21 protein-coding genes and 1 tRNA gene are annotated in these 26,801 nt (G+C 40.3%); 11 read left to right on the top strand and 11 right to left on the bottom strand.

Annotation, left to right across the window (positions count from 1 at the left end):
* Window positions 1-287: 287 nt before the first annotated feature.
* From HPE63_RS18265 to HPE63_RS18255, 3 genes are all read right to left on the bottom strand, one after another.
* Window positions 288-361, bottom strand: a tRNA-Pro gene (locus HPE63_RS18265).
* A 65-nt stretch (window positions 362-426) separates the two neighbouring features.
* Entirely contained in the window at window positions 427-1,335 is a 909-nt protein-coding gene (locus HPE63_RS18260; protein WP_188315746.1) for an alpha/beta hydrolase, read from the bottom strand.
* Window positions 1,336-1,349: 14 nt separating this feature from the next.
* Window positions 1,350-2,054 (bottom strand): M15 family metallopeptidase, encoded by a 705-nt coding sequence (locus tag HPE63_RS18255; RefSeq protein ID WP_188315745.1) that lies wholly within the window; start codon window positions 2,052-2,054, stop codon window positions 1,350-1,352.
* Window positions 2,055-2,173: 119 nt separating this feature from the next.
* On the opposite strand from HPE63_RS18255, the gene HPE63_RS18250 reads away from it, so the two are divergent.
* Genes HPE63_RS18250 through HPE63_RS18240 form a run of 3 tightly spaced genes read left to right on the top strand, consistent with a single transcriptional unit; the run spans window position 2,174 to window position 6,640 of the window.
* Window positions 2,174-3,301 carry a glycoside hydrolase family 130 protein gene (locus HPE63_RS18250; RefSeq protein WP_188315744.1) on the top strand — a complete coding sequence of 376 codons (1,128 nt, stop codon included), beginning with the start codon at window positions 2,174-2,176 and terminating at the stop codon, window positions 3,299-3,301.
* Window position 3,302: 1 nt separating this feature from the next.
* Window positions 3,303-5,075 (top strand): arylsulfatase, encoded by a 1,773-nt coding sequence (locus HPE63_RS18245; RefSeq protein ID WP_188315743.1) that lies wholly within the window; start codon window positions 3,303-3,305, stop codon window positions 5,073-5,075.
* A 26-nt stretch (window positions 5,076-5,101) separates the two neighbouring features.
* The gene (locus HPE63_RS18240) at window positions 5,102-6,640 is read left to right on the top strand and encodes an ArnT family glycosyltransferase (protein ID WP_188315742.1); all 1,539 of its coding nucleotides are present in this window, start codon (window positions 5,102-5,104) and stop codon (window positions 6,638-6,640) included.
* Between the two features lie 25 nt (window positions 6,641-6,665).
* On the opposite strand, the gene HPE63_RS18235 is transcribed toward HPE63_RS18240, so the two are convergent.
* From HPE63_RS18235 to HPE63_RS18220, 4 genes are read right to left on the bottom strand one after another with little or no spacing between them, the layout of a single operon-like run.
* On the bottom strand, window positions 6,666-8,321 hold the full coding sequence (locus HPE63_RS18235; RefSeq protein ID WP_188315741.1) for a sulfatase family protein: 1,656 nt from the start codon (window positions 8,319-8,321) through the stop codon (window positions 6,666-6,668).
* Complete coding sequence (locus HPE63_RS18230) at window positions 8,318-9,157, bottom strand: sugar phosphate isomerase/epimerase family protein (protein ID WP_223198223.1); 840 nt, start codon at window positions 9,155-9,157, stop codon at window positions 8,318-8,320. The genes HPE63_RS18235 and HPE63_RS18230 overlap by 4 nt, the downstream gene beginning before the upstream one ends.
* An 11-nt stretch (window positions 9,158-9,168) precedes the next feature.
* On the bottom strand, window positions 9,169-9,891 hold the full coding sequence (locus HPE63_RS18225; protein ID WP_188315740.1) for a gluconate 2-dehydrogenase subunit 3 family protein: 723 nt from the start codon (window positions 9,889-9,891) through the stop codon (window positions 9,169-9,171).
* A gap of 22 nt (window positions 9,892-9,913) precedes the next feature.
* Window positions 9,914-11,635 (bottom strand): GMC family oxidoreductase, encoded by a 1,722-nt coding sequence (locus HPE63_RS18220; protein WP_188315739.1) that lies wholly within the window; start codon window positions 11,633-11,635, stop codon window positions 9,914-9,916.
* A gap of 429 nt (window positions 11,636-12,064) precedes the next feature.
* Here HPE63_RS18220 and HPE63_RS18215 point away from each other — a divergent pair, with 429 nt between their 5' ends.
* From HPE63_RS18215 to HPE63_RS18200, 4 genes are read left to right on the top strand one after another with little or no spacing between them, the layout of a single operon-like run.
* Complete coding sequence (locus tag HPE63_RS18215) at window positions 12,065-13,111, top strand: glycoside hydrolase family 26 protein (RefSeq protein ID WP_188315738.1); 1,047 nt, start codon at window positions 12,065-12,067, stop codon at window positions 13,109-13,111.
* A 28-nt stretch (window positions 13,112-13,139) separates the two neighbouring features.
* Complete coding sequence (locus tag HPE63_RS18210; protein ID WP_188315737.1) at window positions 13,140-14,543, top strand: MFS transporter; 1,404 nt, start codon at window positions 13,140-13,142, stop codon at window positions 14,541-14,543.
* Between the two features lie 32 nt (window positions 14,544-14,575).
* Complete coding sequence (locus HPE63_RS18205) at window positions 14,576-15,736, top strand: glycoside hydrolase family 130 protein (protein WP_188315736.1); 1,161 nt, start codon at window positions 14,576-14,578, stop codon at window positions 15,734-15,736.
* A gap of 25 nt (window positions 15,737-15,761) precedes the next feature.
* Window positions 15,762-16,982 carry an AGE family epimerase/isomerase gene (locus tag HPE63_RS18200; protein WP_188315735.1) on the top strand — a complete coding sequence of 407 codons (1,221 nt, stop codon included), beginning with the start codon at window positions 15,762-15,764 and terminating at the stop codon, window positions 16,980-16,982.
* A gap of 46 nt (window positions 16,983-17,028) precedes the next feature.
* On the opposite strand, the gene HPE63_RS18195 is transcribed toward HPE63_RS18200, so the two are convergent.
* The 4 genes from HPE63_RS18195 to HPE63_RS18180 all read right to left on the bottom strand — a co-directional run bounded on the left by HPE63_RS18195 (window position 17,029) and on the right by HPE63_RS18180 (window position 21,187).
* Window positions 17,029-17,907, bottom strand: a complete 879-nt coding sequence (locus HPE63_RS18195; protein WP_223198222.1) for an AraC family transcriptional regulator — start codon at window positions 17,905-17,907, stop codon at window positions 17,029-17,031.
* Between the two features lie 482 nt (window positions 17,908-18,389).
* The gene (locus tag HPE63_RS18190) at window positions 18,390-19,772 is read right to left on the bottom strand and encodes an NAD(P)(+) transhydrogenase (Re/Si-specific) subunit beta (protein WP_188315734.1); all 1,383 of its coding nucleotides are present in this window, start codon (window positions 19,770-19,772) and stop codon (window positions 18,390-18,392) included.
* A 4-nt stretch (window positions 19,773-19,776) separates the two neighbouring features.
* Window positions 19,777-20,088 (bottom strand): NAD(P) transhydrogenase subunit alpha, encoded by a 312-nt coding sequence (locus HPE63_RS18185; RefSeq protein WP_188315733.1) that lies wholly within the window; start codon window positions 20,086-20,088, stop codon window positions 19,777-19,779.
* 10 nt (window positions 20,089-20,098) lie between these two features.
* A complete protein-coding gene (locus tag HPE63_RS18180; protein ID WP_188315732.1) occupies window positions 20,099-21,187 on the bottom strand; it encodes an NAD(P) transhydrogenase subunit alpha in 1,089 nt (362 codons plus the stop codon).
* A 295-nt stretch (window positions 21,188-21,482) separates the two neighbouring features.
* Between HPE63_RS18180 and HPE63_RS18175 the strand changes: the two genes are divergently transcribed.
* The 4 genes from HPE63_RS18175 to HPE63_RS18160 form a co-directional block, all read left to right on the top strand.
* Window positions 21,483-22,310, top strand: a complete 828-nt coding sequence (locus HPE63_RS18175) for a hypothetical protein (protein WP_223198221.1) — start codon at window positions 21,483-21,485, stop codon at window positions 22,308-22,310.
* 82 nt (window positions 22,311-22,392) lie between these two features.
* Window positions 22,393-23,724 (top strand): NAD(P)-binding domain-containing protein, encoded by a 1,332-nt coding sequence (locus HPE63_RS18170; RefSeq protein WP_188315731.1) that lies wholly within the window; start codon window positions 22,393-22,395, stop codon window positions 23,722-23,724.
* A gap of 7 nt (window positions 23,725-23,731) precedes the next feature.
* The gene (locus tag HPE63_RS18165; RefSeq protein WP_188315730.1) at window positions 23,732-25,567 is read left to right on the top strand and encodes a cytochrome c family protein; all 1,836 of its coding nucleotides are present in this window, start codon (window positions 23,732-23,734) and stop codon (window positions 25,565-25,567) included.
* A gap of 14 nt (window positions 25,568-25,581) precedes the next feature.
* The coding region (locus tag HPE63_RS18160; RefSeq protein WP_223198220.1) for a cytochrome c3 family protein at window positions 25,582-26,801 on the top strand (1,220 nt) is incomplete at its 3' end.

The raw sequence follows: 26,801 nt of genomic DNA, 5'->3' as shown, positions 1-26,801 counted from the left end.
AAAAGTAAGCTATCGCTTATCTTTTTTAGTTTTCCAAATAATTCAGGATTTGCATAATCCTAATTACATTTTCCGCTGGAAATACAAAAAGTAAGCTATCGCTTATCTTTTTTAGTTTTCCAAATAATTCAGGATTTGCATAATCCTAATTACATTTTCCGCTGGAAATACAAAAAGTAAGCTATCGCTTATCTTTTTTAGTTTTCCTTCCACTTAGCAAAATATCTTTTGCACGTTTCGAAAAACTAAAAAAGTGATACCGATGGCGGTATCACTTTTTGTGCTTGTCGGGATGACAGGATTTGAACCTGCGACCACACGGCCCCCAGCCGTGTGCGCTACCGGACTGCGCCACATCCCGAAATTGGATTGCAAAAATATAAAAGTTGTGGTAATTAACTTCTATGTTTTCTGGAAATCTTTAAACTAATCCAAACTCTCTAACCATTCGAACATCCGCTCCGTCCATCCCCTGAGGTGTACATCGTTTCGCGCCAAAGAAAATCCATGACCCCCTTTGGGGTAAATATGCATCGTAGCCGAAACCCCTCTTTCTTTTAAGGCCTGATAAAACAATAAGCTATTTTCCACGGGAACACTTTGATCGTCTGTGGCATGCAACAAAAAGGTGGGTGGAGTATTCTCACTTACCCATTTCTCATTTGAAAAATAATCGACTTTTCCAGTATCCGGATTTTCCCCTACTAAATTCCCCTTTGAACCACCGTGGGTCGTCTCCCCAAACGTAATCACAGGATACCCCAAGGCCATAAAATCAGGTCGGGCACTTTCGGTATCGACAGCATCAATAGGTGCGTAGACTTTTTCATTAAAATGAGTGCCTAAAGTAGCTGCTAAATGCCCACCTGCAGAAAATCCAATTATCCCGATTTCATTTTTGTTGATATTCCATTCTTCCGACCTACTACGAACTAATCTCAAAGCGCGTTGGGCATCAATTAGGGGCACATTATGCTTTTCAGTCTGACTCGCTGATGAAGGTAGCCGATACTTTACGACTATACCTGCAATTCCCTTTCCATTCAAAAATCGGGCGATATCCGTACCCTCCCAGTCATAGGCCAATATTGCATAACCACCACCAGGAAAAATAAGCATCGCTTTTCCCGTAGCATTCGATTTTGAAGGAAGATAGACTTCAATCGTCGGTTCCTGTACTTGGCTAATTCTCAAAATTCCTTCTACATCATGTTTTTCCTGTTCATTGGTTACGATGCGATTGGGTATCTTATCGGTCGGCCATAATTTTATGATTTCCTGGGCAGTTGATACTGTGGTTGATAGTAAAAAGACCATTATTAAAGTTCGATTCATGATGTTTCTGATTCTTATTCGCAATTCCATTTAAAATCGGCTACCTTATCGTTAGAGGCAGAGGATAGGTTGTAATGCCACCATTCTGTTCGAATGGACCAAAAACCATGTTTTTCCATAGTTTCTTTAAGCAATTTTCGGTTATCAAGGATTTCTTGGGGTAAATCAAGATTATCGTGATAGGCTTTTTTTCCAAAAAAATCAAAATCGGTTCCCATATCCAATGGATTACCCTCCAGGGTAACTAAAGTAATATCAACCGCACCACCCTTATTATGTATGGATCCTTTTACAGGATTTGCTACATACTGGGGATTTGGTACTATTTTCCACATTTTATACTGTACGGAATTGGGCCGGTAGCAATCAAAGAATTTTATTTTAACCCCTTTGGTCTTAAACTCCTCATTGGCCTTTATAAGGGCTTTTGCCGTTTTTACGCGCATATAACATTCGGCACAATCGTATACCTTGGCCTTGAGAAAATTGTTTGGGGTTGCATAACGCATATCATAAGAAAAACCATCGCTATAATCAGCAAGTCGCACGAAGGTAGTATCCGCTAAACCTGCAAAGGTTTTTAATTTCTTCTTAATGACCTTTTCCGTTGTGGCCGAATCTACGGTCACTCCCGAGATGGGGGGTTCACTGCCTTTATTTGTTGTATTCTCTTTGCATCCGATAATCAAAACCAGAATAAATAAAATAAATCTACCCATTTCCCAAATTGATACTTTGATTCCTTTATCTTTAAAAGATCATTAAACAAAAACCCAAGTTACATATATTTCTTTGTTTCGTTAATAACCAAAGTCACCAAAATAAAATGATACGGATTATGAATTTAAGAAGACTGTTTTTATTTATCGCGATAGTTAGCATAGTGTCTTGTAAACAAGAAAAATCAACTACAACAGCAAAGAGTGACTCCCCAGAAGAGAAGTGGATGCTCGGGTTTCATAAAACCGAAATCAACCCTATCATGGTAGCCGATTCGAGCTATACTTTTTTAGATCCAATAACAAAAGAAGAGGTGCAATGGCAAAAGGCGGACGTGTTCAATCCTGGGGCCATAGTACGAAACGATACGGTTTTTATGCTATTTAGGGCCGAAGATAATCCTGCTGCCATTTTAGGGGGAAGAACGTCACGAATAGGTCTTGCTTACAGTACCGACGGTATAAATTTTACCAAATATCCGGAACCGGTTCTCTACCCCGACAATGATGCATTTAGCAAATGGGACCAACCAGGAGGAATTGAAGATCCCCGAATTGTGGAAACGCCCGAAGGCACCTATATTATGCTTTATACCAGTTGGAACAAGGATGTTGCCCGACTTTCAAGTGCTAGCTCACCTGATCTTAAGCAATGGACCAAACATGGTCCTGTTTTTGAAAATGCCTATGATGGCAAATTCATGGATATTTGGAGTAAATCAGGTTCTATTGTTACTGAATTAATCGAAGGAAGATTAAAGGCCAAAAAGATTAACGGAAAATACCATATGTACTGGGGGGAACTTTTTGTGAATCTTGCCCTGTCTGATGACGGCCTCGATTGGGAACCTGTAATAGAACAAAACGGTGAACTAATGCATGTTTTCAAACCTTCTTTAAATGAATTTGATAGCCATTTAACAGAACCCGGACCTCCAGCGCTTTATACAGAGCATGGGATCCTCCTGCTCTATAATGGTAAAAATCTAAGTGGTGAAGGTGCTACTACAAAAGTAGCTGAAGGCACCTATTGTGGCGGACAAGTGCTTTTTGATAAAAACGAACCCACAAAAGTTTTAGCCCGGTTGGAAACCCCTTTTATTTGCCCGGATTTACCCCATGAAATAACAGGGCAATATAAAGCAGGTACTACCTTCATTGAAGGACTCGTATATTTTAGAGATAAATGGTTTTTATATTATGGTACCGCAGATTCGATGGTAGGATTAGCAGTAAAGGAAGATTAATATGAGATTCGGTAATATACTTCTATTGGCTTGCCTTGTTTTTTCTTGTTCCGATAAAGTAGCTGAAAAAAAAGCGACAGCACCAAAACCCAATATCATCCTGATCATGTCCGATGATCAAGGGTGGGGTGACCTGAGTATAAGTGGGAATACAAATCTTTCAACGCCACACATAGATGCCCTGGCCCAAAATGGGGTGTCATTCCAAAATTTTTATGTACAACCTGTTTGTTCGCCCACTAGGGCAGAGCTGCTGACAGGAAGATATGCAGCCCATATAGGGGTCTATTCCACATCAGAAGGTGGTGAACGTTTCAGTCTTGAGGAAAGCACCATAGCCCAAATATTCAAGAACGCCGGTTATAAAACAGCAGCGTATGGCAAATGGCACAGTGGAATGCAACCACCGTACCATCCCAATGCCAGGGGCTTTGATGACTATTACGGTTTTGCATCAGGGCATTGGGGCAACTATTTTAGCCCTATGCTCGAGCATAACGGGGCCATAGTGAAGGGCGATGGTTTTTTAGTGGATGACCTTACCAATAAAGGCATTGATTTTATCGCTAAAAACCAAGATCAACCCTTTTTCCTTTACCTACCTTATAATACGCCCCACAGCCCCATGCAGGTACCTGATGAATTCTGGAATCGCTTTGAAAACAAAGCGTTGAAAATGAAATACCAAGGCACGGAAGGGGAAAACGAAAACTTTACCAAAGCCGCATTGGCCATGGTGGAGAATATCGATTATAATGTAGGTAGATTAACGCAAAAATTAAAAGAGCTAGGGCTGGAAGAAAACACCATACTAATATACCTTTCTGATAATGGGCCCAATGATTGGCGATGGAATGGCAGAATGAGAGGTAAAAAAGGATCAACCGATGAAGGCGGCGTGCGTACCCCATTTTTCATGCAATGGAAAAACAACATCCCAAAAGGTAAAACAGTTGACCAAATTGCCGGCACCATCGATATCTTACCTACCCTGGCCAGCCTGGCAAATATTGATATGCCTATAGAAAAACAGATAGACGGTCGAGACTTAAAACCTCTAATTTTGAAAGATAGTTCAAATTGGAACCCGCGACCAATCATTAATTATTGGCAGGGAAAAACAAGTATACGAACGCAAAAATACCGTTTGGACTATGCCAATCGGTTGTATGATATGGATGTTGATCCCGGTCAAGTTAATGACCTTTCAACTAGCAAGCCAGTGGTACATGATTCATTGGTTGTACTAAAAAACAATTGGTTGTCAGAACTGGGGAAATACCATGATAACGAGGAGCCAAGACCATTTACATTGGGACATCCAGATTTTACTTATACCCAAATTCCGGCTCGGGATGGCGTTCCGCATGGCCATATTAAACGTAGCAACAAATACCCGAACAATACTTTTTTCACCAATTGGACAAGCGAAAAAGATTCCATTACCTGGGATATAGAGGTATTGGCTGATGGGGAATTCGAGGTTGAACTGTATTATACTTGCCCGGAGGAAAGCTTGGACTCAAGGCTTGAATTGGGTTTTGGTGAAAGTAGATTATCCTCAAAAATTACCAAAGCCCATAACCCGCCATTAACTGGAATGGAAAATGACCGTGAACCAAGAATGGAATCGTATGTCAAGGACTTTATTCCGATGGACCTTGGTCGTATCAAACTTAAAAAAGGAAGAGCTGCATTGACATTGAAAGCACTTGATATAAAAGGCAAAGTGGCACCCGATGTACGATTATTATTGTTCAGGAGAATTATATGACAACTTGATACCAAAAAAATATCTTCATGAAAAGGACATATGGGGAAAAAGTGGATTGGTTGATCCTCGCAATCGCCATCAGCAACGTCATTATCCATTTGCTTGTCTATGACAATTTAGAATACCATAGGGATGAATTGCTTTATTTTTCACTCGGTTTACATCCCGATTTTGGTTACGCCACTGTTCCGCCGCTTATTGGTTGGCTTGCATCCTTAATGAAAACATTCTTTGGTTACTCCCTATTTGCTGTAAAATTATTTCCGTCACTTCTTGGCGGAGCAATAGTACTACTTTCGGTACGATTGGCTAAAGAACTTGGGGGAAGTGGGTATGCCCAGGTCATTACGGGTATCGGAGTCATCATTATGCCCGTATCATTGAGGGCATTCCACCTTTTTCAGCCTGTACCTTTGGATATGTTTTTTTGGACGTTGCTTATTTATTATTTCGTACGTTATATCAATACCAATGAAAACAAATATTTGATGTTCTTTGGTGCGGTCTCAGGACTTGCCCTGCTCAATAAATATTTGGTCGCCCTTTTACTTTTATCAATGATCATTGGCTTGATTGCCACAAACAATAAAAGGATATTCAAGAAAGCCGATTTATACAAAGGTGCTGGTATTGGGTTGTTGATTTTCCTCCCAAACATTTTCTGGCAATTAGCAAAAGGCCTTCCTGTAATAAACCATATGAATGCACTTTCTGCCAACCAGTTGGCAAACGTAAATCGTTTTGATTTCTTGACAGATCAGCTTCTGATGTCTTTTGTATCCAGCATCCTTTTGGTTTTGGGTTTTATCCATCTCATTCGATCAAAGAAATATCGTCTTTTTGCGATTACTTCTATAGTAGTTTTGGTGGTTCTTCTTATGTTACGGGGCAAGAGCTATTATTCCATTGGTCTTTTTCCTTTGTTGGTCGCCGCAGGCTCTGTAGCCCTCGAAAAAATGGTTAAAATGAAGCTGGCTAGAATCGCCATCCCAGGAATCTTACTGCTTCTTACGTTGCCGATATTGCCATTTGGAATTCCAATCTATGGACAAAAGGAGCTTGTTGATTATTATAAGGACCTCGAAAATGATTATGGACTCCTTTTGGGAAGAACTTTTGAAGATGGTACCGTGCATTCGCTTCCACAAGATTATGCCGACCAATTAGGCTGGGAAGAACTCACAGTGATAACCAAAAGAGCCTATGACCTAATACCTGATAAAAATAAAGGCATCATCTACTGTGAAAATTATGGTCAAGCAGGTGCAATCGCAGTTATCGGAAAAAAATATGATTTACCCGAACCTTTGTGCTTTCAAGAAAGTTTTGTGTATTGGCTACCTGAAAAATTTAATCCCGACATTGAATACTTTATTTATATCAACGATGAACTCGGGGATGATATAGATGAGCTTTTTAAAAATGTGGAAATTATTGGTTCGGTTTCAAATGAACATGCCAGGGAATATGGTACAACGGTGTACTTATGCTCATATCCCAATTCAAGTTTTAATGCATTTTGGAAGAACATCATTGAAAACTTAACCGATGATCAAATGTTCTAGAGGATTGAATCAAGTACTAAATCCCTTATGGTTCTCTAATACGATCAATATACAGAATCTCGCTATCCTTGCAGCCAATCCTTTCAGCTTTTGCAATAAAAGATACTTCCAAAGGCAAAGGCTTATCATAAATTGCCCAAACAGAATCTTGGGGTTGCTTCCACACAATAGTGGCGTCTGATCGCTTGTTGAATAAATAGAGGCCTTCATCTTTTTCTTCCATTTCCAATGGTGGCAATTTGGGTTGTTTTCCATTGGGCAGCCATTTTTCGATCAAATCCCTTTCCTCGTATTGCCCTAAGTCATGGGAGCTACTTATCCAATTTTTTAAGACTTTCCGCATCATAAACAAAGTATCCTGTAGTTCCGGTTTTTGGGCAAGATTCACTAATTCATAAGGGTCATTCTTTAAATCATACAGCTCTTCTTCAGGTTTTGTGGGGTGAAGCCATAAAGCTTGTTCATCTGTCAGTTTATCAGCTTTATACAGCCTTCTCATTTCTTGCATCATAGGCATTTGTTCCCGATAGGCTACTGGCATGGCATGGCTGATATCCGTATTGAAACTTCTGATATATTTGTAACGCTTGGAACGCACAGCACGCAAACGATCGTATAATTCATCGAAGCGGTCCGAGGAATGAAAGGTATACTCCGGGCTTTCATTGATTTCATATTGACCAAACTGCGCTTTACCCTGCATCACTTTCGGGGGTTCAATACCCGCCCAAGAAAGTACCGTCGGGCCAAAATCTATAAAACTGATCAAACGATTATCCCTACTACCAGCATTTTCATTCTTCGGGAATTTTATAACCAAGGGAACCTTTATACCACTATCATATAGTGAACGTTTATGCCTTGGAAAAGGTCCACCATGATCCCCATAAAACAAAATGATACTATTGTCGTAGAGGCCGTCTTCCTTAAGTTGTGCAATGACCTTGCCCACTTGGTCGTCCAATCGTTTAAGATTGCTATAATTCACCGCCAAATCATGGCGTACGATTTCCGTATCAGGAAAATATAATGGAACAGGTACAACTGCCGGGGCTACAAATAAGGAATCCTTACCACGCTCCCAAATCTGGGATTCATGGCAAACACTAAAATTGAATACGGTGAAAAAAGGTTGGTCTTCCTTTCTTTTTCGCCAATGGCGTTCCTCATTACTTTCATCCCAGGCGGCTTCGGTCTTTTCGAAATTATAATCCTCTTTAGGGCCATTGGCACAATAATATCCCGCTTTCCTCAGATACTCTGTAAACATTCTTACTCCATCAGGAACAACGGGTGAATAACTGGGTATATCAAGATCAGCATAGGGTTTATTGCTCTCGCCACGCCATGGTGCGTGGGTCCTCATATTATGTGTCCCTAAAGTTGTGGGATACATGCCCGTTATCAAGGCACTTCTTGCCGGGGCACAAACGGGTACTGGTGAGAAGGCATTGTCAAAAACCACACCGTCTTTGGCCAAGGTCTCTATACTTGGTAATGATATGGTACTATCACCATACATCGGAAAAAAGTCAGGGGACTGATCTTCTGCCACCAACCAGATAATGTTGGGTTGCGTTGCTTTTTTGTTCTTAGTTTTCGTGTCTATATCACAGGCCCCAAGAGTCATGAAAATTAGGCTCAGTAAAGTATAACCAACCCAACGCAAAGTATATCTCATTTTATCGCATTAAGATATTCAAGGCTTTGGGGTACCTGTTCAACCACCCTGGAACATTCATCTTCTATGAACATATATTTTGCCACACCCAATTCTTTTGCACGTTTAACAACACCCGAGATATCAATTTGCCCAGTCCCCAATACTACATTGGTCTCAACATCTTCATGACCTGTATTGTTGCCAACAACTCCCTTTTCCATATCCTTGAGGTGAAATAATACAAATTTGTCTGGATATTTGTTCAATAAAGCCAAGGGATCCGTTCCTCCATGTTGCACCCAATATACATCCATTTCAAAAGCGAAATATTCTGCATTTTGTGCCATATAATCGAACAAGGTACCATCTTCATAAGGCCTGAACTCGTAACCATGGGCATGATAGGCCAAGGTTATTCCTTCTTCTTGCAATAATTTACCCGCTTTATTGAATACTTCAACAGCTTCTTTAGTCTTTTCAATATCAAAATTGTTCCCCTCATGTGAAATCCATGCGCACATCACATATTTGGCACCAAACTGTTTTGCATTGGCAAGGGCCTTTTCGGGGTTGTCTTTTAAATCATCATATGAAGCACCAACGCTAACAACATCCAACTTATACTTATCCAATAATCCGTCGAACTCCTCAAATGACAGGCCATATGTTCCACCACCTTCTAAATTTGTTAAACCCCAATCACGAATAATTTTCAAGGAACCTTCAACATCGTTCTTGAACTGGTTTCGAAGACTATATAATTGAATACCGATTTCCTGGGCACTTAGTTGATGAATTCCGAATTGGGCAACCAAAACCAAAACTGTGAATCCGATTTTAAAATTCATTTTCATTTTCTTATTATTTAAGTTAAAAGATTTCCAAATTCATCCCACTCGGCCGTAATGTCCCGTTTGCTTTGATCGACACATTTGGCAATCCATTCGGGATCATAAGCCACGCCATGTTGTTCAAGTACATCTTCAGGTACCCCATCCCAAACATTGGGCATATTGCCTTTATAACCCAAATCGGCAATACCCACTTTGGAGGTATAATACCCCGTAACGGTCAGACCACGCATCAGGTGAAAAAATTGGATTTCCAAAGGTTGTTTCTCCAAAGGTATTTCAATATCATGAAATGCAATCGTATCCAATAGCTGCTTCTGCTGATCTATGGAGGCGGATTTGAATTCAACCCCGAACAAGGCATTGCTTTTATGATCTAACCACATAAGACCGCCGAGCAATGTGTTTTGCATTTCAGGGAAATCCTTGGCGATAAACTCGATAAATTCTGGTACCTCGGCTTCAATAGGACCTCCATGGGGTTCTTTAGGAGGAAGAATAACGGTACTTAAAATGGCAATAGTTTCCATCTCATGTACATTGAACAATTGCTCAGCATTCAATTCTTCGATGAGTTTTAACTCCTCCGGGGTTCTTCCAAAGAACTTTTCAGCACTAGAGGCAATATTTTCCTCCACTGTAGTGCGATCATCCTTTTTACAACCTGTGAAAACCAACCCTGTGGCCCCTGCCCCTGCCCCGAGGATAATCGTCTGTAAACTTTTTCTTCTATCCATTCCTTTGTGTGTAATGTTAAGCCTAGATATTCTGCTGTTTCAATTGCTCAATTATATAATCCGAAGCCCTCCAGGAAAGTGCCAAAATAGTCCATGTGCAGTTCTTATCGGCCTGTGAAACAAAAGGGCCTGCATCTACAATAAAGACATTGTCAACATCGTGAAGTTGTTGGTATTTGTTCGTCACCGAGGTTTTGGGGTCATCACCCATTCGGGTCGTACCTACTTCATGGATAACGCCTCCAGGGTTGAGTAGGCCATAGTTACTATCCTTTTCTGGCTTTTCGCCTAACGGCTCCCCACCCATATTATGTAAGAGTTCTTCAAAGGTTTCCTGCATATGTTTGGCCTGTTTAATTTCAAACTCTGACCATTGATAATTGAATTTCAATACGGGAATCCCAAATTGATCGACCATAGTTGGGTCTATTTCGCAATAATTGTCCTTTCTGGCGATGCCCTCGCCCCTTCCTCCAAGATGGATTACAGAACCATAGTACTTTTTAACATCATCGCGCAGACGATCACCATATCCCCCAACTTTTAATCCAAAGAACTTATTGAATTCGTTGGGATCGTAACCAAAACCATAATTGGGCATCCCCATACCTCCCGATATTTCGATATGGTACCCTCTTGGGAAATCCAACTTGGAATTATCGCCCCACCAAGGTGAATAAACGTGCATGCCCCCAACACCATCTTCATTGTATGAGGTCTTACGGTTCATTAACCCAGGGATAAACCCAGATCTACTGGCACCTGTAGAATCATGCAAATATTTACCCACATGATCACTACTGTTACCTAACCCGTTGGGATGCTGTTTGCTTTTTGAATTGAGTAGGATACGTGCCGAACTGCAGGCGGAAGCTGCAAGAACAACTACTTTTGCCTTTAATTTATATTCTTTTCGGTCATCCTTACTGATATAGGAAACACCTGTTGCTTTTCCTTCTTCATTCGTAGTTATCTCGCGAACTACAGAGTTCACGAATATCTTTACCCGGCCACCACTTTTCTGGGCTGGGAATATTAAGCAACTACCTGCGGAAAAATCTGCATAAACAAAGCATGATCGCGAACACTGGCCACAATAAAAACAAATACCCCGTTCATTGTTTATTTTCTTCGTAAGCATTGACATCCTTGCCGGAATAACAGGAATACCGGATTTCTTGGCGCCATTTATATAGAATAATTCATGCAACCTAGGTTTTGGAGGGGGCAGAAAAAATCCATCCGGATCGTTGGGAAGTCCTTCATTGGTGCCAAAAACCCCAATCAATTTGTCTACTTTATCGTAATAAGGTTTCACGTCTTCATAGCTAATCGGCCAATTATCACCATGGCCATCAACATCCTTATGCTTAAAGTCCTTTGGGCCAAACCTCAGGGAAATTCTCCCCCAGTGGTTGGTTCTACCTCCCAGCATATGTGACCTGAACCAGTCAAATTTAGTGCCTTCGGTATGGGTGTAAGGCTCCCCCGCTATTTCCCAGCCTCCATAGGCCATATCCCATTCTCCGAAAGCCCTGGTTTTGGCCGCACCCCTTCTGGGCGATTCATAAGGCCACTTCAGTTGGGTCATTTGCTCTGGGTTTTTGGGATCAAAGAAAGGTCCGGCTTCGACCACTGCCACATTCAATCCGGCATCTGCCAGCTGTTTCGTGGCCATACCACCCCCTGCTCCTGAACCTACGATAATTACATCATATACTTCCGATGATTCCTTTATTTGCATATTAGATATTCACTTTTAAGGCCCTTTGAAAAAAATTAAATGAGTATATCGCCACAAGTTAAAAATTAAACAACTAAAACCGACTTTTTTTAGCTAATCTAATCTTGGATAAAATCAATTTGAAACAAAAAGATAATCTTATGACAAAATAATGGTAGTTATAAGGTAAAGGCCGAACCTAAAAAAATTATTCTATGAAGAAACCTAGTGAAGAAGTTAAATTAGGCAAGATTTTTTTGAACATTTCATTGTGTTATTTCATCTGGATTATGACAAAATAGTATTCAATTTGACGAAAGTGTCTCCCTATATTTATTTTCAAAGAAACATCCCCTATACTCAGAATTGGAATAAATGAATAGAATAGTTTTAAAGTCTTTGGTTTTCATCATACTAGGTTCAACGCTCCTATCCTGTAAAACGAGCCTTATGAGGAACTCCAGAACGCAAGTTCTGGCAGACCAAATTGCTGATTTATCTGCCAAATACCTGATGTTGAGAATCAAGGAAATCCCCAATTCGGGCTATGCCTTTGGTCATCAGGATGCTACGGCATATGGTTTGGGTTGGAAGAATGACGGTAGTGTCTATAAAAGTGATGTGCATGAAGTTACGGGGGACTTTCCCGCGGTATACGGCTTTGAATTGGGGCATCTTGAACTGGGACATACCCAAAACTTGGATACGGTCAATTTTAATCTTATGCGAACCCTTATTAAAAAGGCCCATAAGCAAGGAGGAATAATAACATTGAGTTGGCATCCTGATAACCCAGTTACCAAAAAATCGGCATGGGATCCATCACCCGCCGTTACAGAAGTCTTGGAAGGCGGATCATTACATCCCAAATATTTGGGTTGGCTATCCAGAGTAGCGGATTTTCTTAATAGTCTAAAGACCAAATCAGGACAATCAATTCCCATAGTCTTTAGACCATATCACGAAATGAACGGCTCTTGGTTTTGGTGGGGTTATGGCAATTGTACGCCAGAGGAATTCAAAAACCTTTGGAAAGAAACATTTGAATTTCTTACCCTAAAAAACAAGGTCCATAATCTTTTGTATTGTTACTCCACTGATGCTGTCAAGGATAAGGAAGAATATTTAAGATTTTATCCGGGTGATGATTATGTCGATATACTGGGAATTGATCTTTATCATAAAAACACTACGGAAGAATATATAGAATTATTGAATAACAATCTAGGCCTCTTAGCAAATATCGCGAAGCAAAAAAACAAACCATATGCTATGACCGAGGGGGGACTTAATATGGTAACCATAGACAACTGGTGGACAGAGGTTCTAGATAGAAATATCGCCAACAAGGGCATCTCATGGGCCCTTTTCTGGAGAAATGCCTGGCCGAATCATTATTATGTCCCGTTTAAAGGGCAAGAAAGCAGCTTGGATTTTAAACAATTTCAGGCTTTGCCCAATGTACTTTTTCTTAAAAAAATAAAAAAGGTAAAATAATCATTCAGACAACGATATATAAACCAAAATGGAGAAACTTAAGTTAAAAGAGAAAGCAGGTTATGGCTTTGGCGATTTCGCTTCATCGATGTTCTGGAAAATGTTCAGTGTGTACCTATTGTTTTTCTATACAGATGTATTTGGGATATCGGCAGCCGTCGTGGGCACTATGTTCTTGGTAACCCGCATTTTTGACGGTCTCAATGATCCAATTATGGGTATTATTGCAGATCGCACCAATACCAAATGGGGAAAGTTCAGGCCATATTTACTTTGGATGGCCATCCCATTTGCACTTTTTGGGATACTTACTTTTACGACTCCAGATCTAGCCACATCTTCCAAGATAGTCTATGCATATGTAACCTATTGCCTCATGATGATCGTTTACACGGCCGTAAACGTGCCTTATGCCTCCTTGCTTGGGGTCATGACCTCCAATTTAAAAGATCGTACTTCCTTGGCGTCATTTCGATTTATTTTTGCTTTTGCCGGAAGTATTCTGGTTTTGGCCACTGCAGAACCTTTGGTGGAATTCTTGGGACAAGACGAAGGTGTTTTAAATCCGCAGAAAGGATGGCAGCAAACCATGATCATATATGGTATCATCGCCTCGTTATTCTTTTATGGCACGTTTTATTTTACGCGTGAACGGATCCAACCACCAAAAGAACAAAAAACCGCTTTGTGGTCTGATTTGAGGAATTTAGCCAAAAACGTACCTTGGTTTATATTATTAGGGGCCGGTATCTTTACATTGATATTCAACTCAATACGGGATGGATCTACGATTTATTATTTTAAGTATTATTTTGATACTCAAGATGCCTTTCAATTAGGCATACTGAATGTTCCAATTACATATAGCACGCTTTACTTGGTACTTGGACAAGGGGCTAATATTATCGGGGTGGTGCTGGCAAAACCCATCTCTGACGTTTTAGGTAAAAAGAGAACCTTTATGTCTGCCATGTTTATGGCGACCATCCTGAGCGGATTCTTTTTTCTTTTTAATGCCGATCAACTGTTCTTTATCTTTTTATTCCAATTTTTGATCAGTATTTGTGCCGGTATTGTTTTCCCTTTATTATGGTCAATGTATGCAGACATAGCCGATTATTCTGAATGGGTAACGGGTCGAAGGGCAACGGGATTGATTTTTTCTTCCTCTTCCATGTCACAAAAAATGGGTTGGACACTCGGAGGTGCCCTCACGGGGTGGATTTTGGCCTTTTATGGTTTTGAAGCCAATATGGACCAAACCCCAGAGGCCAAAATCGGTATTCGGTTAATGATGAGCATCTTACCCGCCCTTGGGGCGTTATTATCTGCCATTTTCATGATTTTCTATAAGCTTGATGATACGTTTATGGTTAAGATCAATTCTGAATTAACGCGTAGAAGAAATAATGAATCTAATAACCCTGACTAAAACAGCATTATAACCCACACAACCCGAACCATATGAAAATCCTGCAAAAATTATTCAGTGACCATAAGAAATTAATCCAGCGAAAAAACAAAGCAATACCCCATAATTCTGGATTGTTCATAAAATACCAATACCCTATTTTAACGGCTGCACATGCACCCATACATTGGCGCTATGACCTAAATAAATTGACAAATCCATATAATTTGGAAAGAATTGGGGTTAACGCCACTTTTAATGCAGGCGCCATTAAATGGAACGATAAGTATGTTTTGGCCGTAAGGGTTGAAGGAAAAGATAGAAAATCGTTCTTTGCATTTGCAGAAAGTAAAAACGGAATCGACAATTTTGAATTTTGGGAAAAGCCTTTGTTACTTCCCCAGCTTGAAAATCCTGATGTGAATGTCTACGATATGCGGCTTACATTGCATGAAGATGGGTATGTGTATGGTATTTTCTGTACCGAAAGAAAAGACCCCAAAACGCCTGATGCAGATACCTCATCGGCTATCGCCAACGCTGGTATCATTAGGTCAAAAAACCTTTTGGATTGGGAGCGTTTGCCCGATTTGATATCCGATTCAAACCAACAACGCAATGTAACCTTACATCCAGAATTTGTTTGCGGAAAATATGCCCTTTATACGAGACCCCAAGATGGTTTTATCGAGACCGGTACCGGTGGGGGAATAGGTCTAGGATATATTGACGATATGCTGCATCCAAAAGTAGAACATGAAGTCATAATCAATCCCAAAGTGTACCATACGGTGTATGAGTTGAAAAATGGTCAAGGTCCATCGCCTATTAAGACTAGGGAAGGTTGGTTACATTTGGCCCATGGCGTTCGAAATACGGCTGCCGGGTTACGCTATGTTCTTTACCTATTCATGACCGACCTTAAGGATATTACCAAGGTCATACATCAACCTGGAGGTTATTTCATGGCTCCAGATGATCAGGAAATCATCGGTGATGTTGGAAACGTTCTTTTTTCAAATGGATGGATTCCTGATGCAAATGGCGACGTATATATTTACTATGCCTCATCGGATACCCGTATGCATGTTGCCAAATCGACCGTTGATATTTTAGTGGATTACTGTAAGAACACCCCAAATGACAGGCTTACCTCCAAAGGTTCCGTGGAAAGTATTATGGACTTGATCGAAAAAAATAACGGACTATATTAAACATATCATAACCAAATACCCGATCATGCCATTGACCCACTCTTTAGAATTTTCCAAAAAATTGGAATTGGAATTGGAAAATATCCTTGATTATTGGAAAAAAAATACTTTGGACCATGAATTCGGTGGATTTTTAGGACGTATAGACCATAAGAACCATGTGATTGAAAAGGCGCCTAAAGGAGTCATTTTAAATACACGTCTGCTTTGGACGTTCTCAAAGGCCAATAATTTTTATGCGGATAAGAGGTTTGATGAGGAGTGTAACAGGGCTTTTGAATATTTATACGAAAACTTTAGAGATGAATGTTTCGGTGGTGTTTATTGGGAAGTTGACCATACCGGTAAACCCACTAATAAAAGAAAACAGATTTATGCCCAAGCGTTTAGCATCTATGCCTTAGCCGAATACTACAAATATTCCAAAAACAAAAAGGCCATTGATTGGGCCATGGGCTTATTCGACTTGTTGGAAAAAAGAGCCTTTGATACTAGGTATAACGGTTATATCGAGGCATTTGATGAGCGATGGGAGCCGATACAAGATCTTAGATTAAGTGAAAAAGATCTCAATGCCCCCAAAACAACGAACACACATTTGCATGTTCTCGAGGCTTATACTACCCTTTTTGAGGTTACTAAGGATCAAAATGTGCGAAAATCATTGGAACATTTAATTCAGTTATTCATAGACCACATCTTTGATGATACCAACCATTTGAAATTGTTCTTCACCATGGATTGGAAAGTCATAACCTCCGAGATTTCTTTTGGTCATGATATTGAAGCGGCATGGCTCTTGAATTATGGTGCGAAAATACTGAAAGACCCCTCCTTTTTAAACGAAACAAACAGTTTGCTGATAAAGATATCGAATACCTTTATCGCAGAAGCTTTAGATACCGATTTTGGGGTGTTCAATGCAATAGATCCAAAACTAAAGAAGTTGGATAGGGATAAGCATTGGTGGCCTCAAGCTGAAGCCATGGTAGGTATGGCCTATGCATGGAAAATTACACATGAAGACACTTATTTGAATATTGGTTACCAAGTTTGGGAGTTTATAAACAAACATATAATTGACCATGAAAATGGTGAATGGTTTTTTAGGGTAGATGCTAAGGGTGTCCCCTATACTACCGAAGACAAGGTAGGGCCTTGGAAAGGCCCCTATCACAATAGTCGGGCATTGATAGAAATCATCACCATATTAAAAGAAGCCCAAAGCGTTCATCGAAACACCTAAGTACTACATTTAAGAAAAGACTGATAGAACAGCGTGTTATCAATGATCAAAGTACCCGTTTAAGTCCTGAATAATCATCCCTATATTGGGTTGGTGTCCTATTTTTATTTTTCTTGAATACCCTATTAAAATTGGCAATACTATTAAAGCCGCATAGGAAGGCTATCTCAGAGACACTAAGATCCTTCTCTATCAAAAATTTTGACGCATATCCTATTCGAATTTCATTTAGGTAATCGACAAAGGTTTTACCCGTTCTTTTTTTAATAAACCGATTAAAAGAGACATTGCTCATATTAACAAGTGCGGCAGCCTCGCTAAGCGTTATTTTTTTAGAGTAGTTATTTTGCACATATTCATAAAGTACTTTGATTTTATTACCATTCTCAAAATTGTCGGGCTGAACGCTTAAGGTTGACAATAGTCTTTGATTTCTCGAAATTGCAAGGTCATATAGGATAGAAAGAAGTTCCATAAAATTGTCCATACCCCCCATTTTTGGCACTTTTAATATCCGTTCTTTTAAGGAAAGGGAGGTTTCTTTTGAAAATAGAATCCCATGGGACGCTCTATTGAACATTTCTTTAATAGGGCGCATAACACGTCTATTTAAAAGCATTTCATCAAAAAGGTCATTGTGAAACTGAATGGTGACTTCCCGGATCTTTTTGTTCAAACATTCGTGTTGCTCCCAAACATGATGCAGGTTGGGCCCGACCAGAACCAGATCTATATCATCAATATTCTCCATGCTATCCCCTACTATGCGACGGACATTTTTTCCATTAAGCACAAAATTGAGTTCCATCTCCGGGTGATAGTGAATAGGATAATCAAAATATTCCTTGGTACGATCCTCCACCAAAAAACTATCTTCCGGTGATAAAGCGACTATTTCCCGATGTAATTTTTTTAAAATATCCAATTCAAGTGCATTTTTAAGAAGTATGGAAAGTTAAAATAGCGCCAAACCAGATGTTTTTCACTTTTTATCCATTTAAACAGCATTATTGTTGAATCCCCAATAATCACGCTACTAAGATATTGGAATTAGGTTGATTCTTATCATTTTTGGTTGTTAAAATACGCTATATAGGGCTACTGATCGACAATATAGGTTCACCCAAATATAAATATTCTATCATATTGGAAAATTATAATATCATACCTACGATTTTTACATTATAGTAATCCACTGACTACTTTGGAAATGGGAAATGGCATTATTACATATCAGAATCCCGAATATTTTGGTATCGTGGGAATCAGAAGATTTTCGTCAAACTGCCTACTGGAATACTCGTGGCGTATCTGTTTTTTGCAAGAATAAGATAGGTGTTGATTCAGTTAGTAATTATTTATACTTTTAAATGAGTAGAAACAGGTAATAAATTGCTAATAAGAGTATTAAACAACTTTTAATTCCATTAACAATTTTTCAATACTCTTTTTAGCATCCCCGAAAAGCATTTTGGTATTATCCTTAAAGAATAATGGATTTTGTATGCCTGCATACCCTGGGTTCATACTTCGTTTAAGTACGATGACGGCCTTGGTTTTGGATAGATTTAGAATAGGCATACCATAAATCTTACTTCCAGGATCATCCAAGGCAGACGGATTAACCACATCATTGGCACCGACCACAATCGCAACGTCGGCTGATTCCAAATAGGTGTTGGCATCGTCCAAATCCAGCAATTTATCATAAGAAACATCCGACTCTGCCAATAGAACGTTCATGTGACCGGGCATTCGACCGGCCACCGGATGTATGGCATATTTGAATTCTACATCCTTACCTTCCAAAATCTCCTCAAGCTCCTTAACTACTTTTTGGGCTTGGGCAACAGCCATTCCATATCCAGGAATAATACACACCCTTTGGGAATAAGCTAGTTGTATGGCCAGATTGGAAGCCGATATCTCCTTAGCATTTCCTTCGACCTCTTGCCCAGCCTCTTTGGCGCCGGAAAAATTACCGAAAAACACACTTATGACGGATCTGTTCATGGCCTTGCACATCAAAAGGGTTAAAATAATACCCGAAGATCCGACAAGGACACCCCCCAAAAGCATTAATTTATTATCGGTAATGACCCCGGATATCGCTGCTGTTATTCCTGTTAAGGCATTAAGGGTAGCGATGACAACTGGCATGTCGGCACCGCCTACGGGTGCGACAAAGGTGATTCCATACAACAAAGAAAGTATAGAAAAAAGTACCGTTTGGGATATACTGAGTTGACCGGAATATGAGAAAATAATGATTAATACGATGGCAATTATCAATAAAAGACTATTCAATATGGTACTATAGGGTATTCTTAGGTGTTCGTCCTTTAGCGAACCACTCAGTTTGCCATAGGCTACCATACTTCCTATAAATGCAACAAGGCCAAGAAAAAGATTGAACAAAACAATTCCCAGTTCTGTGGCTTCGCTAACAAAATGATTATTCACCAACCAGACCAATGAAATAAGGGCTGCCGACAATCCTCCAAAACCATTGAACAAGGAAACCATTTCGGGCATGGCTGTCATGGGGACTTTTTTGGCCGAAATAATGCCAATAATACCTCCTATGCAAATACCTGCAACAATATATATATAATTGTTATTCTGGGTTTCCAGAGGATAGACCAGAGCGACAATAACGCCCAAAGCCAAGGCCACTGCAGCCAGACGATTCCCGTTACTAGCTGAATCCGGATGCGATAATTTCCGTAGTCCAATGATCAATAATACTGACGCAACGAACAATACGCCATCGAGTATAACTATATTCACTATATCACTTTTTTTTCTTATTGAACATTTCCAACATCCTACTTGTAACAGCCAATCCCCCGACCAAATTAATAGTACCTAGTACAATTCCCAACGTTGCCATAATCAGCGCAAAATAATTGGTAGGCTCTGTAACCCTAATGACCAGAATGGCTCCGATAAGTACTACCCCACTGATGGCATTTGAACCGGACATTAATGGGGTATGCAATACCGTCGGGATTTTTGAGATAATCTCAAAACCAAGGAAGACTGCAAAGGTCAGTAGGTAAATAATTTCTATATTTTGCTCAAAGAAATTTATTATTTCATTCATTGTCAATAGTTTAGTGAGGTCTAGCGATACAGGAAGATGAAAATATCTCATCCTCTTCCATATCCGTACGAAGCTGTAAATCCTCCTTATTGGTGATATATTTTAGAAAATTGTAGACGTTATTGGCAAAAAGAGTGCAGGCATCAACTACTGCCGCATCGGAAAGGTTGGAATCCCCCACGATACGTACATAATTATGGGTGATGGTCTTTTCGTCCTGTGTCAACTCGCAATTGCCACCGGCATCTGATGCCAAATCCATAATTACACTCCCTCTACGCATATTCTCCACCATTTCCTTTGTAACGATTACAGGGGCTTGTGCCGCCCTTACCGTTGCTGCGCAGATTACAATATCTGAGCTAACGACCATATCGTAAATCATCTTGCGTTGTTTTTCAATATATTCAGGACTTTGTGGCGCCCCATAACCCTGCTCAGTTGGCTCGTTGGCTCCCTCTACTTTTACAAACTTGGCCCCAAGACTTTTGACCTCATCTTCCGTTTCAGGTCGCGTATCCATAGCGAAAACAATTGCTCCTAGTCTTTTTGCCGTTGCAATGGCCTGTAAACCTGCCACCCCTACGCCAATAACAAAAACCTTGGCCGGTTTTATACTTCCAGCGGAGGTTATCATCATTTGTAAATATCTGGGCAATAAATCGGCAGCTTTTAAAACAGCCTTATACCCCGCAATGGATGACATCGAGGATAAGGCATCCATAGATTGGGCTATGGAGGACCTTGGTATCATATCTAAACTAAATGCCCATATTTGCTGTTCCTGTAACTTTTGGGTCACTTTTTTGTAAACAAAAGGTTTAAAATGGGATATATAAATGCAGCCAGGTTGTATGAAGCTAATTTCGTCATCTGATAATGGTAAAAAGGAGATAAGTATATCGGATTCCTTGAAAATATCCTCCCTTATAGAGGTTTTTGCCCCCACTTCTTCAAACTCGGCAGTTGCCAAATATGCTTTCCTACCAGCTTTTTTCTCAACAAGCACCGTATATCCCCTTTTAATCAATTTTTCGACTACCGAAGGAACCAGTCCCACCTTGTGGCCAAAAGATTCCCTAAACACACCAATTGTCATACCTGCGTAACTATATCTATCAAAATTTAGAACCTACCCTTCCCTCTTTCTGACGGACTTTTGGAGAAAAGGCACTAATGCACTGAGATTTATAATCGCAAAATTTCACTAGAAAAAATCTCAGTAAACAATCATAAAAATAACCATAGTCGAAAATTTTATAGGCATTACCCTGCATTTTAAACCTTTTAAGGGAATTTTGTTAAAAACTGAAATGCCTTCCAGTTTCCCAATAATTCATTAAAATCTTCGTTTCTACTATTAAGCTAAACAGGATCAACTAATTAGGTAAGTTTTGAACAAATCTGTGCATACCGCCTATATCGTAACTATGGTCGCCATTACCTTGGTAGTGACTCTCTATTTATTTTATATAGGATTCACCTATTACAATACTGCCTTGGAAGAAAGGTTTTATCACCCCAGACATAATTGGTTCAAACCAAGTGGCCTTTATGGGCAGGGGCTTGGTATTTTTGGAACCTTGATGATCCTTTTTGGTGTCGTCATCTATATCGCAAGAAAGCGATATAATTTTTTGGCGAAATATATTCGATTAAAATACTTATTGGAATTCCATATTTTCCTTTGTACACTAGGCCCCATATTGGTTTTATTCCATACCGCCTTTAAGTTTGGCGGTATTGTCTCGATTGCATTTTGGAGTATGGTCGCCGTGGTTTTGAGCGGTATCGTGGGCAGGTTCATTTATAACCAAATTCCAAAGACCATTGAGGGTAGGCAAATGACCATGAACGAACTTAAGGAAATGAAGACGGATTTGGCCGTGGAACTTCACCAAAAATTCAAATTGGAATCGAACACGCTCGATATAATCTCAGATTTAATGAGTGAAGATAACACAACGGCCAATAGTAAAAAATTAGGTTATCTAAGGAAAGTCCTTAATCGAAAGGATTTACCTAAAGAGGATAGGAACAGCATCATCAAGATGGTAAAGAATGAGATTTCGCTCTCCAGAAAAATTGCGAGACTATCGAAAATGCAACAACTCTTTAAATATTGGCATGTTGTTCATATGCCATTTGCGCTTATTATGTTGGTTATTGTTGTCATACATATCGGGGTGACCTTGGCCTTTGGCTATAAATGGATTTTTTAAAAAGGGAAGAAGTGCGGCTTTAACCTAGTAGGGTTTAAGCTATTTCAGTTGTTTTAAATAATACAACCTAACACAAATTCTGATGGAAGAAGTGATCTTGGAAGAACTGTTCGTCTATGGCATCGTATTCCTACTTTGTGCCATAACGATATTCTTCTATCTCAGAAAAAAGAATAAAAAGACGATTGAAACCGTAAAAAAGGTTGCTGTCGCCAAGGAAGAAGGTTTATTTGAACCTGTTTCCCTTTACCCCCATATAGACCTGAACACTTGCATTGGCAGTGGTGCCTGTATTAAGGCTTGCCCAGAAAAAGATATTTTAGGTATAGTTGATGGAATCGCAACGGTAATCAACACTTCGAATTGCATAGGTCACGGAGCATGCTTTCATGATTGCCCTGTAGAGGCCATTTCACTTCGCATAGGCACCGAAAAAAGAGGGGTTGACCTACCGCATGTGAGCGAGGATTACGAGACCAATATCAAAGGCATGTATATCGCTGGGGAATTAGGTGGTATGGGCTTGATCAAGAATAGTGTGGAGCAGGGGCAACAGGCCATGAAAAGCATCGCCAAAAACAAAAAACCATCAAAGGATACTGTTTTCGATGTGGTAATTATCGGAGCAGGACCCGCAGGAATTTCAGCCACTTTAGCTGCCAAAGAATATGGGTTATCTGCCATTACTTTGGAGCAAGACTCTTTAGGCGGAACGGTTTACACCTTTCCTAGGTCAAAAATCGTTATGACGGCACCCATGGATCTTCCCCTTTACGGTAAGGCTAAATTATATGACACCTCCAAAGATGAATTATTACAGTTATGGAAGAAGGTTATTTCCGAACACGATCTGGAAATACATGAGCATACCAAAGTAGAAAGTATTGTTCCTTTAGAAGATGATGTTTTTAAAATAACGACAAATACAGGTAAGGAATATCTTTGCAACCAAGTGCTTCTTTCGATAGGTCGGAGGGGAACGCCCAGAAAATTAGGGGTCCCAGGAGAAGAAAGTCAGAAGGTGGCCTATCGTTTATTAGAACCCGAGCAGATATCGGACAAAAAAATAATCGTTGTTGGTGGTGGCGATTCTGCCATAGAATCCGCCTTGCTCCTTAAGGATGACAACGACGTCATCCTGTCCTATAGGAAAGACAAATTTTCAAGGTTAAAACCAAAAAATAGGGATAAGATCGAGGAAGCGATCACTGATCAATCTATTAAGGTCGTTTACAATTCCAACTTACTTTCTATTAATGACAAAAGCATTCTGTTAAAAACGGACACGGACGAGATTGAAATTGAAAATGACTTGGTATATATTTTCGCAGGAGGTGAACTCCCCACTAGCTTTTTGCAAAATGCAGGTATTGAAATCACCAAACGACATGGACATATTATGAAAAAACACTGATAAAGCGTTGAGACTTAACCTTAAACATAGTTTATTTTTATTTTTTCTGTCCATAACCTTTTCACATGGACAAATATCCCCTGGTGACCTATCTGAAGCCCATGCCGAATTGGAAGGGATGAGCAATTGTACCCAGTGCCACGACTTGGGGGATAAGGTCTCTGATCGGAAATGTCTGGAATGCCATAAAGAAATTCAAACCTTGGTGAATAGAAAACAGGGGTTACATGGTCAAACAGATGTTATAAAAAAAGATTGTTTTGAATGCCATAGCGATCATCATGGCCGAAAATTCGATATGATACATCTAGACGAAGATGCTTTTGACCATAACCAAACAGGCTATGTACTCGAAGGAGCCCACGAAGAGGTAGATTGTAGAAAATGCCACGTTTCAGAAAATATTGCCGATGCTGAGATAAGAAAAAGAAAGAACACCTATTTGGGATTGGATGAAACCTGCCTTTCCTGTCATGATGATTATCACCAAGAAACCTTATCAAACACCTGTGTTGATTGTCATGATATGAATTCATTTGAACCGGCTTCCAAATTCGATCACGATAAAACCGATTTTGCCTTAAAGGGTGAACATATTGAGGTAGATTGTAAGGAATGCCACCAGGTCACCATACGAAATGGCAAGGAATTCCAAGAATTCACTGATTTGGCATTTAATGATTGTGTTTCTTGTCACGAAGACCCACATAATAAACAATTAGTTGGCCAATGTGCCCAATGCCATACCGAAACATCTTTCAACGATTTTAAGGGTATGGGTTCGTTTGACCATAACCAAACCAGGTTTGAACTTAGGGGCAGTCATAACCAAGTCGATTGTTTCACTTGTCATGCGAGTAATAGTGATCCCCTAAAAGTATTACAAGACCAACGAAATTTCAATGAAAACAGTTGCGTGAGTTGCCACGAGGACGTTCACAACGGAAATTTTGGCCAAGATTGTGTAAAATGCCATAAAGAGAGTAGTTTTTTGTCGTTGCGTTCTATGGATTTCTTTGATCATAGTGTGACCGATTATCCGCTAGAAGGAAAACATATTGAGGTAGACTGTAAACAATGCCATAAAAAAAGGTTTACCACACCCATCGATTTTTCTGCCTGCACCAATTGCCATGATGACTACCATAAGGGTGAATTTAAAGAAAACGGCGTGTCACCGGATTGCGTGCAATGCCATTCTTTGGAAAAAGGTTTCGATTATAGTCTGTATACTTTGGAACAACATCAAGAAACTGAATTTCCCCTTGAAGGGGCTCATATTGCAACCCCATGTTTTGCCTGTCATGTCAGTGAGGACGATAAAAAATGGACGTTCAGGAATTTAGGTGAGACCTGTGTCGATTGTCATTTAGATATACATGAGGGTTACATCAGTGAAAAGTATTACCCCAAAGATGATTGTACGGCATGTCACGCCAACGATGCCTGGACGACCGTTGATTTTGACCATAACCAGACCCAATGGTCTTTGACCGGCAAACATACCGATGTTTCCTGTAGGGAATGTCATTTCATCGAAATAGCTGATAATAAAGCAAATAGCGAACAGAAATTCGCTAATTTGGATACAAAGTGTATTTCCTGTCATGAGAATAAACATGACGAAACCTTCGCGATCAACGGCGTAACCGACTGCATGAGATGCCATGTTACCAGTAGCTGGTTTCCGGAAACGTTCAATCATGAACTGACCGATTTTCCGCTGGAAGGAGAGCATGCAAAGATCCAATGTAGCGCCTGTCACGAGATAGCCAATGCAGAGGGGGAAATTGAAGTAGTGTATAAAATACAAAAGTTTAGATGTATCGACTGTCATTTATAATCGTGTTTCTCTTTATGGGAATCGTTCCTGTCCTTGGCCAATCACCGCATGGTGAACAGCTGAAGATGGACTGTGTTCGTTGCCATGATCCCTCGGGATGGAGCATGAACTACCAAACGATACAATTCGACCATGACAAGACCGACTTTCAATTGGAAGGCACCCACCAGCAGACCGATTGTAAATTATGTCACAGTACGTTGATCTTTGACCAAGCACCCATGGACTGTGCCTCATGCCATACCGATGTACATAGTCAGTCCGTTGGGAATGACTGTGCCCAATGCCACGGTTCTGAAACCTGGTTGGTTGATAATATTCCTGAACTGCATGAAGCAAACGGATTTCCGTTGATAGGTTCGCACAGTAACTTGAGTTGTGTGGAATGCCATACCTCAGAAACTTCGTTGCGGTTTGATAGGATCGGAAACGATTGTATAAGTTGTCACCAAGATGATTATGCAAGTACACAGAACCCTAACCATACAACTGCGGGGTATTCCATAAATTGTATTGAGTGTCATAATCCGCTCGGGTTTGGTTGGGATTCCGAAAGTATAAACCATGACTTTTTCCCATTGACCCAAGGCCACGATATTCAGGATTGTACCCAATGCCATACCAATGGTACCTATGCGGGGCTTTCACCGGAATGTGTTAGTTGCCATCAGGAGGATTATATGGCAACCCAAGATCCAAACCACCAGACCAGTGGATTTTCAACCGATTGTGTTACCTGCCATACCACAAGTCCCGGTTGGACACCTGCCGAAATCAACCATGACTTTTTCCCATTGACACAAGGCCACGATATTCAGGATTGTACCCAATGCCATACCAATGGGACCTACGCGGGGCTTTCACCGGAATGTGTTAGTTGCCATCAGGAGGATTATATGGCAACCCAAGATCCAAACCACCAGACCAGTGGATTTTCAACCGATTGTGTTACCTGCCATACCACAAGTCCCGGTTGGACACCTGCCGAAATCAACCATGACTTTTTCCCATTGACACAAGGCCACGATATTCAGGATTGTACCCAATGCCATACCAATGGGACCTACGCGGGGCTTTCACCGGAATGTGTCAGTTGCCATCAAAGCGACTATGACCAGACCAGCGACCCTAACCATGCAACATCAGGGTTCTCAACCGATTGTGTTACCTGCCATACCACAAGTCCCGGTTGGACACCAGCGACGATTAACCATGACTTTTTCCCATTGACCCA

The organism is Maribacter arenosus, assembly GCF_014610845.1.
GTDB lineage: Bacteria > Bacteroidota > Bacteroidia > Flavobacteriales > Flavobacteriaceae > Maribacter_A > Maribacter_A arenosus.
Note: the sequence above shows the minus strand (reverse complement) of the source record. Positions and strands in the feature narration are given on the sequence as shown.

Excerpts from the sequence above, each read along its gene's own strand:
- HPE63_RS18220 (WP_188315739.1), bottom strand. The coding sequence starts at position 11,635 with ATGCAAATAAAGGAATCATCGGAAGTATATGATGTAATTATCGTAGGT.
- HPE63_RS18200 (WP_188315735.1), top strand. The coding sequence starts at position 15,762 with ATGCCATTGACCCACTCTTTAGAATTTTCCAAAAAATTGGAATTGGAA.
- HPE63_RS18260 (WP_188315746.1), bottom strand. The coding sequence starts at position 1,335 with ATGAATCGAACTTTAATAATGGTCTTTTTACTATCAACCACAGTATCA.
- HPE63_RS18185 (WP_188315733.1), bottom strand. The coding sequence starts at position 20,088 with ATGAATGAAATAATAAATTTCTTTGAGCAAAATATAGAAATTATTTAC.
- HPE63_RS18245 (WP_188315743.1), top strand. The coding sequence starts at position 3,303 with ATGAGATTCGGTAATATACTTCTATTGGCTTGCCTTGTTTTTTCTTGT.
- HPE63_RS18240 (WP_188315742.1), top strand. The coding sequence starts at position 5,102 with ATGAAAAGGACATATGGGGAAAAAGTGGATTGGTTGATCCTCGCAATC.
- HPE63_RS18225 (WP_188315740.1), bottom strand. The coding sequence starts at position 9,891 with ATGGATAGAAGAAAAAGTTTACAGACGATTATCCTCGGGGCAGGGGCA.
- HPE63_RS18170 (WP_188315731.1), top strand. The coding sequence starts at position 22,393 with ATGGAAGAAGTGATCTTGGAAGAACTGTTCGTCTATGGCATCGTATTC.
- HPE63_RS18250 (WP_188315744.1), top strand. The coding sequence starts at position 2,174 with ATGAATTTAAGAAGACTGTTTTTATTTATCGCGATAGTTAGCATAGTG.
- HPE63_RS18205 (WP_188315736.1), top strand. The coding sequence starts at position 14,576 with ATGAAAATCCTGCAAAAATTATTCAGTGACCATAAGAAATTAATCCAG.
- HPE63_RS18215 (WP_188315738.1), top strand. The coding sequence starts at position 12,065 with ATGAGGAACTCCAGAACGCAAGTTCTGGCAGACCAAATTGCTGATTTA.
- HPE63_RS18255 (WP_188315745.1), bottom strand. The coding sequence starts at position 2,054 with ATGGGTAGATTTATTTTATTTATTCTGGTTTTGATTATCGGATGCAAA.
- HPE63_RS18210 (WP_188315737.1), top strand. The coding sequence starts at position 13,140 with ATGGAGAAACTTAAGTTAAAAGAGAAAGCAGGTTATGGCTTTGGCGAT.
- HPE63_RS18180 (WP_188315732.1), bottom strand. The coding sequence starts at position 21,187 with ATGACAATTGGTGTGTTTAGGGAATCTTTTGGCCACAAGGTGGGACTG.
- HPE63_RS18235 (WP_188315741.1), bottom strand. The coding sequence starts at position 8,321 with ATGAGATATACTTTGCGTTGGGTTGGTTATACTTTACTGAGCCTAATT.
- HPE63_RS18230 (WP_223198223.1), bottom strand. The coding sequence starts at position 9,157 with ATGAAAATGAATTTTAAAATCGGATTCACAGTTTTGGTTTTGGTTGCC.